This window comes from Reinekea marina (assembly GCF_030409715.1).
GTDB classification, from domain to species: Bacteria; Pseudomonadota; Gammaproteobacteria; order Pseudomonadales; family Natronospirillaceae; genus Reinekea; species Reinekea marina.
Genome location: NZ_JAUFQI010000001.1, coordinates 2,319,454 through 2,331,387, shown reverse-complemented (window position 1 = coordinate 2,331,387; position 11,934 = coordinate 2,319,454). Strand labels below are relative to the sequence as shown.

Here is an 11,934-nt window from a genome sequence, read left to right as displayed (position 1 = left end):
AGTATTAGTTAATATCCCAGTTCATTGTAACGCCCGAATAGCTCGAATAAGCCCGAATACTGACCCACCAAGTACCAGCGGCGGGGGCGTTTTCAGAGCACGTTTCGTTGTTCCCGTTTCGATATGGGCGGCAATTGTATTGTGACGTTGTAGGCTGACTGCCTTGACGAACGTATAAATCAGCATCCCCTGAACCACCTGAAATTGACGCCGTTAGGTTAGTTGCACCGGCAGGTACGTTAATTTCAAAGTGTTTCCAGCTACCAGTAACTCCACTTAAGTTTGTTTCTGTACCAGAGGTGGGTTGGCCAGTTCCTGTAGCATACGAGCCCGTTAAGGTAACGCCACTATAAGTGCTGTATCCTCGAATCATTACATAGTAAGTACCTGTCTGCGCAGGGTTGAAACTGCATGTTTCGTTATTACCATTTTTGTATGGTCTGCAGTTGTATGAAGATGTCGTTGGTTCTGATCCAAAACGAACATACAAATCAGCATCGCCGGTTCCACCACTGATGTTAATTGTAACGTCAGTGGCTTCAGCGGGTACATCGAGCTTAAACATGACAGTACTACCTGAAGCGCCGCCTAACCCAGTGACGGGTACACCGTTATCCAGAGGAGTAACTGTGCTTCCACCACCACAAGAAGCCGTAGAAACACCGACAGTATTAAAGGCTGAAACAACGACGGATGTATCGTAGCTTAAGTCTTGCGCGGCACTGAGAGCGCCACAAGCACCTTGAACAAAGGTTGAGTTAGGAGTCCACTTAGTTTGGTTTGCTAGAACGAATACATCAAACGCTTTGCGAGTATCCCAACCAGGAGACGTGGCCATTAGGTAAAATGCTCGGTTGAATACACCCGAGCTGTGGTGTACGTCCATACCTGATGTGTAGTTAGACGCATGACCGATCGACTTACCATCTTTGGTCGGATCATCCATGTAACGCAATGCGCCCGTCGACTTAAAGATATCGGCACCCACTTGCCAGTCGTTACTGCCTTTCATGTAAAATTCAGCGGCTTCACCAGACATATCAGAAAAGGCTTCATTCATACCACCCGATTGATTGCTGTAAACCAAACCAGAGTTTTGCTCAGTAAAACCATGACTGACTTCGTGCGCGGAAACATCCAAACTCACGAGTGGGTAAAAGCGTGTAGCACCGTCACCAAAGGTCATTTGGCTGCCATCCCAGAAGGCGTTCTCATAGCTGTTTCCGTAATGCACGCGCATACGCAACTTAGTGTTAATAGGAGCCGTTTGGTACCAATCGTTAAACATGTTAAACACGACGTTGCCGAAGAAGTGGGCATCATTCAGTGGCGAATAAGCACCGTTGGCGTATCGGTTCGTGTTTTCAGGGCAGGTAAATTGGAAAACAGAGCCACCGGTGGTTCTATTTTGCATGTCGATCGTTTCAACGTTTGGGCTGTCCATGCGGCAGTTAGCATCGACATTAAGCGCTGGGAAGTCGGTGCCATAAAAATACTGACCTGTTTTTTCATTACCACCTGGGCCGGTTGCATCTCTATGCGCAAGACCATCCCAGTGCTCAAGTACTTCACCGGTCATGGCATCAATAAAGTAATGTGGGCGAGTAGGCTCAGCTGAATAGTCCATCCAAGACACAAGGTAAACGAGCTGGGCTTCATCATTGTCGTTTAAACGCACCCATAAGTTTTGCTGTTTGTTCTCAAGTTGCATTAACTTATTTTTTATCGCGCTCTGGCTTGGGCGAACGCCTTGTGTTCTAAGGCTATGTTGCTCTAAAGCGTAATTTAGAATCTCTTTACCATCGTATGTCGGTGTCATTTGAGGTAAATCAGACGCGATATTGGTGACATAGTCACCGGCTAACGAAGCAGAGGCATTTGCACTTGCGCTTCGAGTAATTATTTCGCCCCAAATGGGAACGCCTTGGTAGGTTTGCTGATACTTCTCTACGGTTACATCATTGGCTAAGCGACGTGATTTGACTAACTGCACGGATGAGGCATTCGCTTGAGAAGCCATGATACCTTGCGATAAGTGTACTTCCGTCGCTGGAACCCGATCGGCGGCGAAGGTCGTCGCGGATGCTAATAAGCAACCGCTGACCAAGAGTGAAAACTTAAAATGTTTCATTAGAGTATCCTATGTTGTCATTATTATTGTGTTCTAACACGGCTCGTTTTTGGCAAGCACACGTCAGACTGACTCGATGCAAATAACACCTTTTGGGTGTTTTTTGAGCGGACAGAACACCACTATTAAAGTGGTCAAAACATAGCCACAACCCAACGTAGGTTAATTTGTGAACTCTGTTTAAAAAACAGTGGTCGAGAGTGTGTTTTTTTCGACCGATGTCTCAAAATTCAAACAAATCGAGAGCTTTTTCTGATAAGCACTCACATGGCGGGAGAATCGCTTTAAATTGAAATGTGCGATTTAAAGAGCGTTGATCAGGGCGTATTAGAGATTCTTGAAAAAAAAGAGTATGCTATTTCGGACACGCAATGTTTAAAAACGGCAATTGAAATGAAAGTTGGCTTTTTATTGTACCCGCAGGTATTAGCAACGGCCGTTACCGTACCTGTCGAAATGTTCCAGGCTGCGGATCACGTTAAAAATGATCAAAACACTCAATTCAGCGCTCATTTTATCAGTAACCATACGGGGCCTGTGACGTTAACCGGTGGGATAACGCTCGTTGCAACGGACGCCTTTGAAACGCAAAGCCATTTTGACTGGGTGTTTGTCCCTCCCATGTGGGGGAGCCCTTGGCATCAGTTAAGCCAGGCTAGTGAAATGCACGCATGGTTGGCCAACGCTTACGCAAACGGCACCAAGTTGATTGCCACTGGTACAGGAGTAGGTCATTTGTGTTCGGCAGGATTATTAGCCGGAAGAGTGTCTACTACGCATTGGTATTATCTAGACCGATTTCAAAAGCGCTTTCCCGACGTTGAGTTTCAAAAACAACACTTTATTACTCACCAAGATGGCTTGTATTGTGCGGGTTCAATTAACGCACAGACTGATCTTGTATTGTATTTTATTGAAAGGCATTGGGGGGAAGAAGCGTTAGCGTTAGTAGAGCAACAATTTATGCATGAGCTAAAGCGATCTTTTACAACGCCATTCTATGAACCTGGCGGTGCAATGCACAATGATGAGCTAGTGAGCTTAGCACAAAGCTGGATGAGGACGCATTTAGCTGAACCCATAAGTCTAAAGCAACTAACCGAAGTTGTCGGGCAGAGCGAAAGACAGTTTAGAAGAAGGTTTACATCAGCGACCGGGTTAGCGCCTTTGCAATACCTTACAAAAATTAGAATGGAATACGCACAAGATTTATTAAGAGAAACGAATTTGTCGATGGCTGAAGTCGCTTTTGCCAGCGGCTATACGAATAACGCTTATTTTTCTAAAGCCTTTAAAGAGCATGCGTCGGTAAGCCCGAGTGATTACCGGCGCATAGTTAGAAGTAAGCCATTCTCAGGTTAGCTTTTGGCTTTAGCTTTCTGTTGTTTTTCTTTCGCCTTGGCGGCTTTTTTAAACGGTCTGAGCCACATGATGACGTACATAAAGTTAGTAAGGCTAAAGCCAACGATGAGTAGCCCGCCAATTAAACCAGATGGGCCTAATAACTTTACGAGCCCGCCTAAAATATAAGCGAGAAGTAAGAATCCATACCAGCTTAATCCGGTTGAACTGGGGTTTATGATTGTTGGTATAAATAGTAACAACGGCAGGCAAGTAATGATGGCAATAATAGTGCCGCTGGCAAACCATTTCCCTAATGGCATTGAATCTAAAGCAGGCCCACTGACTAACACACCCACAATGACTGCGATGACCAGTAAAATGTAATGAAGCCTAATTTTTTTATTAATCGAAATAGTGTGATCAGTCATTCATTATCCTCAGTGCGAGTTGTGCGAGTCGTTTCCCTTGTTGTTTAGCAAGCATAGCCGTTTCTGAATCAATCGCATTATGATGTGGCCCGGCTACATGGCTAACCCCGTATGGCGTTCCGCCACCACTTTGAGCATGCAGCCTTGGCTCAGTATAAGGGACACTCATTAACGTCATTCCATGATGAAAAAGAGGGTTCATCATACTCAGTAGCGTAGATTCTTGGCCACCATGAACGGTTGTAGTACTGGTAAAAACGGTCGCCGGTTTACCGATCATTTTTCCAGACAGCCATTGTGTGCTGGTTTGTTCTAAAAAGAATTTAAGCTCGGCGGCCATGTTTCCGAATCGACCGGGAGACCCTAGTGCTAACCCACTGGCATTGGCGAACTCTTCTACACTGCAATAAAGTGAGCCTTGTTCAGGAATGTCGGATATCTCAGGGTTAAAGCTAGTTCCGATCGGAGCTACCGTTCTAACCAGCGCTGAAATGCCCTCAATGCTTTCAATTCCCTCTGCAATGTTGTGCGCTAATGTTTCAGTGCTGCCATGGCGGCTAGCAAATAAAACGAGAATGTAAGGCACTAGAGTATGTCCAAAATAGCGTCAGTTGGTCGCCCAATTCGAGCGCCTTTGACAGTTTTCACGATTGGGCGTTCAAGTAGTTTAGGGGTGTTTATTAACGCATTGATAATGTCTGATTCGGTTGATTCTGCGGATAAACCTAACTCTTTATATTCCACTTCTTTAGTGCGTAAAATATCGTGCGCTTTGATTCCTAAATCTGATATGAGCTCTTTCAACTCTTTTGCGGTTAAAGATTCTTTTAAATAAAGTTTTATGTTGGCGTCAATCCCTTTTTCTTCGAGTAAAGCTAAAGCTTGTCGAGATTTAGAGCAGCGAGGATTGTGGTAGATAGTTGCGGTCATTTCCGTCATCATCCTTTATTAATGTTCGTTCACGAGATCATACCGTATGAAAGGAATCGGAAGAAGTATTCAGGTCTTCTTAAATTCAAATATTGTAGCAAAAAGCCACATTGGGCAACATTCGGCGGTGCTGACTTTAGCGACCTTATTTGCGCTTGTGCCCATTGCGTTTACGACTGTTTGGCTTATCTCTCAACTGCCGGTTTATCAGTCACAAATAGCCGAGTTGCTTGAGCAGTTTTTATCGCAATTGGTTCCCGAACAAGCAATTTCTTGGCGTGAACGATTGGAGTTTTGGCAAGCGGATTCCACTGATTTACCGTTGAGCTCTTTTATTTTACTCATTGCCAGCGTTTTGTTTCTTGTAAATAGGGTAGACCACAGCTTGCATGAGGTATTTGCACTTGAAACACGACGAGGTAAACGGCGATGGTTACATTACGTTTGGGTCATGCCTGCGTTGATGTCATTGCTGGTGGCAAGTATGACAGCCATTGTAGTTTTTCAAATTATATTAGGAACGGGTCTAGGCCGTTTATTGCCGTCGATTTCAATTGGTGCAGAAGTGGCACAGTTGCTGGTGCTTTTTTTTGTATATCGATTAGCCAGTCGGCGTTCTATAGCGGCTAGGTGGGTATTTTTGGCCGCTTTGCTAGCGACCCTTGGATTTATGATTTTAAAAGCAGCGTTTTCTTGGTTTTACACCAATATTCCTAATTGGTCGTTAGTTTTCGGCGTGTTCTATGCGATCCCGCTATTTTTACTATGGTGCCAGGCCGCATGGGCGACTTTGCTTTATGGCGCACTATTCGCGCGCTGGATATCAAAAGCGGCTCAAAAGCCTCAATAATGTGATTTAACGATAAAACTCGAAGGCTTTTTCGAGTTCATTTTGGTGCCACATCTGAGCTTCCGGTCCTTGATCAGGGCCTTGATACAGGCCTAGTGCCTTGAGCTTTTGGAAAAAACCTGACCTTGGGCAATTCAGCCCATTTTTTTGCACAACCACGCTGACTATTTGAGGTTGCTGTAACGCCGCGTCATCTTCTTGGCATGCCTCGAGTAACTGAACTAATTGCTGAATAGAATGAGGGGGTGTAATGGCCAGTCTTTCGGTTAACTCCTTGTAAGTCACTACCTCCCTTGCTTTAGCGTAATGAGCTAATAGTAGGCGGACTGAATTTGTGTCAATTTTTGGTGTCATAAAATTGAATAACCTGTTGTCGTAATCATTTTGATTTGAATAACCATGCAAAAATGTGACCTATTTGGTCAGATCAGTATCAGTATTCCGATTTTGCAATGTGACATCAATCGCGTTTTGTAAATAAAGCTAAAATTCTGTGATTCAGTTCCGCATGGCTTGTACTTCTTGGTTGTATCTTGAGCAAATGATAGAACCTCCTCAGAGGTCGCGGAGAGAGCATGGATTACAACACACTCGTAAAAGCTAGTTTAAAATTATTAATTGCCGGCACCTTTTTGGTGTTAACAGCCTGTACGCAAGATTTTGGCGATGCTGAAGGTCGGTCTGGCGGTATCAATGAAAAAGGTCAGGCGATTTATGCTGAGCAATGTGCTTCTTGCCATGGTTCAAGTGGTCAAGGTGGTAACGGAGGCAGCCTAATTGGTTGTGCTACCTGTGGTGACACTAGCTCATTAATTGCCAAAATTGAACGAGATATGCCAAGTGCGTCTAAAGCCCTGAAAGGTGACGATGCTCGTAACACCGCAGAATATGTTTTTGATGCTTTTAACTCGGGTTCTATAGGTAGTGTACAGCGTACATTACCCGGGTTAGCCACCATGACAGAGAAGGAAGCAATTTATAAAATTGCATTCGACCTCGCGGGCCGTTTACCTACCGATGAAGAAGTTGCCACCTTTTCTGAAAACGTAGGGGGTGAAAAAGAAGTTGTTTATGGCTTCATGGAAGAAGACTATTTTTACGAGCGGTTAAAAGATATTTTCAATGAGACCATGCTGACGGATCGTTATCGTAGTGAAAATGGCGGTAACGTACGTGGCTTGTATGATGGCGGAAATGGTCAATTCCAGTTGCCTAATCCAAATGGTGGTAATTATACGCCTTTCCCTGATACACGAGAATGGGAGAGTGAAGTACCAGGAATGTTAACTCGAAACTATTTGCGCTTTTTTGCTGAACAAGGGTTAGCACGTAAACCCATGCTCTATGTTGAATTTTTAGCTCGAAACGATCGAGACTTCCGTGAGTTTGTCAGTGGTAAATACACAGTCGTCAACAAGTTTATGTTTGATATGCTGGGCGATAATGTAGTTATTGTAGATCCTGATCAGCCTCGTCCGAATGGCTCGTCAAAACCAGTGTCTAATCCAGAATGGCGCACATTTAACTCACAAAAAGAAATAAATGAGTACTTAGATGTTGTTGAATATCTTGGCGGAATTGGGCTGTCAACAACAGATCGAAATCAATACATAATGTCGGACTACCCTTATGATCCACGAGATTTAAAAGCGGCTCAGATTTTTTATAATGAAAAAACAGGAACTGGTTTACCAAGAGCCAGCGGCGTACCTCATTCCGGCGTCATCACAGATGAATTATTTTTGAATGTATATACTGCAACCGAAACCAATATGCATCGAAACAGAGCAAGAATGATTTATTGGTTCTTTGCTGCGAAAGATTTGTTAGCGATTGAGGGTAACCGAGATGCCAGTACCATTGCTTTTGATGATTTTGATGGCGTGAGCGTTGGTACAAACGATCCAACACAGGAAAACCCTGACTGTAAAGTTTGCCATGACATTATGGATCCTGTTGCGAAAGCCTTTGAAAGTTATGCATTGAATGGCCTATGGGATCCAGATAATTCTGATCGGGTGCCAGCACATCTCAAGACTGTTGGATGGGGTTTGAGTAATGCTGATATTGATTACAACCAATTAGGGCAGGGAACCAGTTATGCAAACCGTGAGCTACAATGGTTAGGCGAGCAAATCGCAAATGACCCTGCCTATGCACGTGGCATTGCTCAAATTGTGGTTAGCGGCATGTTAGGTCAGCAAATTTTAGGTGAGCCAGGCGATGACTCCCCTGAAGAATACCGAAATGCCTATGCTGAACAATCACGCCTGATTGCAAACGCGGCGACTGAATTTAAAGCGGACAGTTATAACATAAAAGCGCTGGTTTATGCGGTAACCAAAAGTGCCTATTACCGAAGTGCGAATGTGGCTAGCCCGAGCTTTTCAGACAAATACACTCAGGTTGGCGCCGTGAGCTATTTGGCTCCTCAAGTTCTTCATCAAAAGCTTCGTGCTTTAAATTCGGGTGGTTGGACTAACTCTTTGGACTTACGTCAATTGAACTCTCGACAATTTATCGGCGGTATGAATTCTAATGATATTTTGAAAGATGCAGACTCCGTCGGGGGAATCATCGCTGGTGTCCTAGACCGTATGGCCGTTGAGGAAGCCTGTGACATTGTTAACAATGAATTTAATCGAGATCGTGAAGAACGCAAACTGCTGAAATATGTTGAATTGAATACGAATCCAATGGCCACTAACATTTCGGCACAAACTAGGATGAATAATATTCGAGCAATTCGTTCAAATATTCAATTCCTATATCTAGCGATGTTGCAAAAAGAAGTTGATTTGAGCAGTGAAGAAGTGAACTTAGTTTTTGATTTGTTCATGAGTGCGCTAGAAAATGGCGCTACCGCCAGCTCAGGATGCGGTGGAACAAATGGAAACGACATTGAAGATGCTTGGTACGTTGTCGTGGTATTCATGCTAAGCGACTACCGCTTCATTTACGGTTAATTCAGGAGAATAACAATGAATCGTCGAGAATTTTTAAAAACGACAGGTGCTTCTGGATTAGCAATGGTTGCACCTTTAAGCGTAAGTACCAAAGCCAGCGCCGCAACATTTGCGCCCGTCGGGCAATATTTTGTGTTTGCGCATTTAGGTGGTGGTTGGGATCCAACCACCTTTTGTAACCCAAAAGGTAATGAGTTACGTTCATCAGTTAATGCGAATTTGCCAGAACCAAATAGTCGAGTGACACGTGGAGAGAGCCCTGTGAATCGCTTTCCTAAATCAGCCATTCGTAGAGCTGTAGATGTTTATATTGGGGAAGGTATGGTATCCGATGAATTAACCTATGCACCTTTTTTAGGCACGTATAATCTTGTTGACCCAGACAATATAGAGGTTAATGATAATGGCGATGCAAACCGTGGTCTCAAAATAGAACACATTCAGCGCATTTTAGCGGGTAGTTTAGCTGGAGATACAATTACTATCGCAGCAGAGGGTTTAGATTGGGCTGCTGCAGATAAAGCTAACATTCGAACTAATGCCGAAGCGATTCTCGAGGGCACTGCTACTACTATTGTAGTTGGAGAACTTACGGGATTAGTTGATCGCGATTTAGCTATTACAGATATTGGTACAGCAGGTGCTAATATGGCGGCTAATTTATTCCGCTACGATGCATTCGTATGCTTATACGCTCACCAGATGCGTGTTCTAAATGGTGTCGATAACCAAACGAACTCCCACGATACAGGCACTCGGTATGCTGATACCGGAAGTATGTCTATGGGCTACCCTGATTTTAGTGCTTTGTATGCCGCCGTGAAGGGTGCAGACAGGCCATTAGCTTGGATGACGGATGGTCGCGGTAATGATGAATCTGCCGGAATTGTGGCTCGCTCATCCGCCAGTGATGCAAACTTTTTCGGTATTTTAGCCGATCCAAAAGACGGAATGGTTGATTTTGTCGATACCGAATTAGAAACGGCTCAAGCGATTCGGAAGCAAATTCAAGCTCAAAAAGAAAACTTACCTTTACGTCAGCAATTGCAAAACCAATTGTATATGGTGCGTGAAAGTAGTGAAGAGTTTTCGGCTGTTGCGAATGATATTTTAAATCCATCAACAGCAGAGCAAATAGCTGTAGAAAATCTGGCCAATAACAATACGCGTCGTCATATGCGAGTTGGTGTTGCTGGTTTTGCTGCCGGAATGGCTTCGTCTATGCAAGTAGGATTTGGAGGCTTCGATACTCACGGCAATCATGATGCTAACCATTTCAATCGTATTCGAACCGTTCTGCAAGATATGCATTTTTTATTTAAAGCGCTCGATGCTTATGGTATTGCCGATCAAACGACGGTAATTGCGGGGTCTGATTTTGGTCGTACGCCTTGGTTTAACGATGGCAACGGTAAGGACCATTGGGCTGTAACCAGTTATTTATTATTTGGAAACCACGTTGCAGGTGGAACGGTTGTAAACGCAACGGATGGTCTAGTGAGTGCCGTTGAGGTCAGTAATAGTGGCACAGACTTAACAATAGGCGGTTCACGCAGAATGACGGCTGCACACTTACACGATCAATTGCGTAAAAAAGCAGGGATACATAATACAGCGGAAGCTTTGCAGTTTCCGATAGAAGTTGATGAGTTAAATATGCTGGGTTAATGTCGGTATTATTCCGATAAAACTTAGCGAGTTTTCTCGTCCATTAATTATTAAAAAGAAGTTGGACAATCCATGAAGTATAAATTAGTTGCAATCTGCGCACTAATGGTTGTGCTCTCCGGATGCGCTACGGTCAGTCCGTGGCAACGGGGGACACTCGCCAAAACCGAAATGAGTTGGGCACCAGATAGACTCGAAAGTACCTTAGATGGCCATATATATTTTGCAAAAGAGGCCTCTTCGGGTGGTACAGCCGCTGCAGGCGGTGGGTGTGGTTGTAACTAATTTAAATGGAAGTTGTTATGTCAAATAAATTAAAACTATTAGCCAGCAGCGCGTTGGCTATTCCGGGAATGAGCGCTCAAATTTCAGCCGCGGGCCCGGCCGAATCAGAAGCATCTTATCGGTACACCTTTTACCAAGAAGATAAATCCGATGTTGCACGAGATGACTCAAATACCGCCAATCCACGATACAATATTCAAGTCCATCAATTTCACTTATTGCACCCAATTGATCAGCATTTAGCGGTTAACGCTGAAGTGAGCTATGAATACATGTCTGGATCTTCTCCAGCCGCATCATACATTGCCGATGGTGAAGACGAAGTGTCTACCTATTACAGTGGGGCTTCTGAAGAGCGTCGCTTTGATGCAACTACCTCGGCTCGCTACTATTTTTCAGAAGCTGATATTGGCGCGGGTGCTTATATTTCAAAAGAGCGAGATTACTTAGCGCTTAGTGGCAACCTTGATGGGTCGATGCAATTTAATGATCAAATGACTACTATTTCAGGTGGGCTCAGTGCTGGATACGATTGGTTAAATCCAAATTCTGGAATCAAAAATAGTAAAGGTGAAACCATTGATATTGGTGATCTATCAGATGCGCAAAAGGCCAATGTTTCGGCGGGGCGTTTAGCCGCCTATAATCAAACAAAGTGGCAAGTGTCTGTGTTTGAAGGTGTTGGCCAAGTAATTGATATGAATACGGTAGTTCAAGCTGCGGTCTCTTTTACTTATAAAGCGGGTTATTTATCGGATCCGTATCGTGATATATGTGACCACGCTGAAAACGTACCCTGTGATATTCGGCCATCTAGCCGTGCCGCTGGTACACTAGCGCTTGGTGGTCGTAAGTATTTACCTAAATATGATGCCTACGTGCACGCAGATTACCGATTGTATTTAGATACCTGGGATGTAGCTTCTCACACGTTAGATTTTGATGTGTATAAAACATTTGCACCCAATATCAAGTTTTTTACTAATAACGATATAACCATTCAGGTTGCACCGGGCATTCGCTACTACCAACAAAATTCAGCTTTTTTCTATGAAGTTCCAAACCTAGCTGATTACCCTGGAGGGTTGGCTTACGATGAAAATACAACAGAGTATTATTCAAGCGATCCGCGATTGTCTTGGTATGGTGCCTTAGGTTTGAAGGCGCGGCTCAAAGTGACTTACAAGCAATTTGCTTGGAATGCATTGGCAGAACGCTATGCGGGTAACCCTGCCTATGGGTTTAATTTCTCTGATGATCCAGCTATTGGCGAAGTTCCGGGTTTGCCGGCTTATTGGCGATTTACTACGGGCTTAGATTATAAGTTTTAAT

General features: G+C 44.0%; 12 protein-coding genes. 7 read left to right on the top strand and 5 right to left on the bottom strand.

Going from position 1 to position 11,934, the window contains the following annotated elements:
• Nucleotides 1–4: 4 nt before the first annotated feature.
• On the bottom strand, nucleotides 5–2,131 hold the full coding sequence (locus QWZ13_RS12570) for a M4 family metallopeptidase (protein ID WP_290282067.1): 2,127 nt from the start codon (nucleotides 2,129–2,131) through the stop codon (nucleotides 5–7).
• A 294-nt stretch (nucleotides 2,132–2,425) separates the two neighbouring features.
• Here QWZ13_RS12570 and QWZ13_RS12565 point away from each other — a divergent pair, with 294 nt between their 5' ends.
• On the top strand, nucleotides 2,426–3,493 hold the full coding sequence (locus tag QWZ13_RS12565; RefSeq protein ID WP_290282066.1) for a GlxA family transcriptional regulator: 1,068 nt from the start codon (nucleotides 2,426–2,428) through the stop codon (nucleotides 3,491–3,493).
• Here QWZ13_RS12565 and QWZ13_RS12560 read toward each other — a convergent pair.
• Genes QWZ13_RS12560 through arsC form a run of 3 tightly spaced genes read right to left on the bottom strand, consistent with a single transcriptional unit; the run spans nucleotide 3,490 to nucleotide 4,833 of the window.
• Nucleotides 3,490–3,903 carry a DUF2069 domain-containing protein gene (locus QWZ13_RS12560; RefSeq protein WP_290282065.1) on the bottom strand — a complete coding sequence of 138 codons (414 nt, stop codon included), beginning with the start codon at nucleotides 3,901–3,903 and terminating at the stop codon, nucleotides 3,490–3,492. The two genes, QWZ13_RS12565 and QWZ13_RS12560, sit on opposite strands and share 4 nt — an antisense overlap.
• Nucleotides 3,896–4,489 (bottom strand): NAD(P)H:quinone oxidoreductase, encoded by a 594-nt coding sequence (wrbA, locus tag QWZ13_RS12555; RefSeq protein ID WP_290282064.1) that lies wholly within the window; start codon nucleotides 4,487–4,489, stop codon nucleotides 3,896–3,898. The genes QWZ13_RS12560 and wrbA overlap by 8 nt, the downstream gene beginning before the upstream one ends.
• Nucleotides 4,489–4,833 carry an arsenate reductase (glutaredoxin) gene (gene arsC, locus QWZ13_RS12550; protein ID WP_353958986.1) on the bottom strand — a complete coding sequence of 115 codons (345 nt, stop codon included), beginning with the start codon at nucleotides 4,831–4,833 and terminating at the stop codon, nucleotides 4,489–4,491. Before arsC ends, wrbA begins: the two co-directional genes overlap by 1 nt.
• Nucleotides 4,834–4,879: 46 nt before the next feature.
• On the opposite strand from arsC, the gene QWZ13_RS12545 reads away from it, so the two are divergent.
• Nucleotides 4,880–5,683, top strand: coding sequence for a YihY family inner membrane protein (locus tag QWZ13_RS12545; RefSeq protein ID WP_290282063.1), 804 nt, complete (start codon nucleotides 4,880–4,882; stop codon nucleotides 5,681–5,683).
• A 6-nt stretch (nucleotides 5,684–5,689) separates the two neighbouring features.
• Here QWZ13_RS12545 and QWZ13_RS12540 read toward each other — a convergent pair whose 3' ends face one another.
• Nucleotides 5,690–6,088, bottom strand: coding sequence for a hypothetical protein (locus QWZ13_RS12540; protein ID WP_290282062.1), 399 nt, complete (start codon nucleotides 6,086–6,088; stop codon nucleotides 5,690–5,692).
• Between the two features lie 170 nt (nucleotides 6,089–6,258).
• On the opposite strand from QWZ13_RS12540, the gene QWZ13_RS12535 reads away from it, so the two are divergent.
• The 5 genes from QWZ13_RS12535 (at nucleotide 6,259) to QWZ13_RS12515 (ending at nucleotide 11,933) form a co-directional block, all read left to right on the top strand.
• Nucleotides 6,259–8,649, top strand: coding sequence for a c-type cytochrome (locus QWZ13_RS12535; RefSeq protein WP_290282061.1), 2,391 nt, complete (start codon nucleotides 6,259–6,261; stop codon nucleotides 8,647–8,649).
• Nucleotides 8,595–8,828 carry a hypothetical protein gene (locus QWZ13_RS12530; protein ID WP_290282060.1) on the top strand — a complete coding sequence of 78 codons (234 nt, stop codon included), beginning with the start codon at nucleotides 8,595–8,597 and terminating at the stop codon, nucleotides 8,826–8,828. The genes QWZ13_RS12535 and QWZ13_RS12530 overlap by 55 nt, the downstream gene beginning before the upstream one ends.
• 142 nt (nucleotides 8,829–8,970) lie before the next feature.
• Nucleotides 8,971–10,317 carry a DUF1501 domain-containing protein gene (locus QWZ13_RS12525; RefSeq protein ID WP_353959018.1) on the top strand — a complete coding sequence of 449 codons (1,347 nt, stop codon included), beginning with the start codon at nucleotides 8,971–8,973 and terminating at the stop codon, nucleotides 10,315–10,317.
• A gap of 72 nt (nucleotides 10,318–10,389) precedes the next feature.
• A complete protein-coding gene (locus QWZ13_RS12520) occupies nucleotides 10,390–10,602 on the top strand; it encodes a DUF4266 domain-containing protein (RefSeq protein WP_290282059.1) in 213 nt (70 codons plus the stop codon).
• 17 nt (nucleotides 10,603–10,619) lie between these two features.
• A complete protein-coding gene (locus QWZ13_RS12515) occupies nucleotides 10,620–11,933 on the top strand; it encodes a DUF3570 domain-containing protein (protein ID WP_290282058.1) in 1,314 nt (437 codons plus the stop codon).
• Nucleotide 11,934: the final 1 nt, after the last annotated feature.

What these genes read in the sequence shown, in the direction of transcription:
- QWZ13_RS12515 (WP_290282058.1), top strand. Translation starts at nt 10,620, where the DNA reads ATGTCAAATAAATTAAAACTATTAGCCAGCAGCGCGTTGGCTATTCCG.
- QWZ13_RS12520 (WP_290282059.1), top strand. Translation starts at nt 10,390, where the DNA reads ATGAAGTATAAATTAGTTGCAATCTGCGCACTAATGGTTGTGCTCTCC.
- QWZ13_RS12560 (WP_290282065.1), bottom strand. Translation starts at nt 3,903, where the DNA reads ATGACTGATCACACTATTTCGATTAATAAAAAAATTAGGCTTCATTAC.
- QWZ13_RS12545 (WP_290282063.1), top strand. Translation starts at nt 4,880, where the DNA reads ATGAAAGGAATCGGAAGAAGTATTCAGGTCTTCTTAAATTCAAATATT.
- QWZ13_RS12570 (WP_290282067.1), bottom strand. Translation starts at nt 2,131, where the DNA reads ATGAAACATTTTAAGTTTTCACTCTTGGTCAGCGGTTGCTTATTAGCA.
- arsC (WP_353958986.1), bottom strand. Translation starts at nt 4,833, where the DNA reads ATGACCGCAACTATCTACCACAATCCTCGCTGCTCTAAATCTCGACAA.
- QWZ13_RS12535 (WP_290282061.1), top strand. Translation starts at nt 6,259, where the DNA reads ATGGATTACAACACACTCGTAAAAGCTAGTTTAAAATTATTAATTGCC.
- QWZ13_RS12525 (WP_353959018.1), top strand. Translation starts at nt 8,971, where the DNA reads ATGGTATCCGATGAATTAACCTATGCACCTTTTTTAGGCACGTATAAT.
- QWZ13_RS12565 (WP_290282066.1), top strand. Translation starts at nt 2,426, where the DNA reads ATGTGCGATTTAAAGAGCGTTGATCAGGGCGTATTAGAGATTCTTGAA.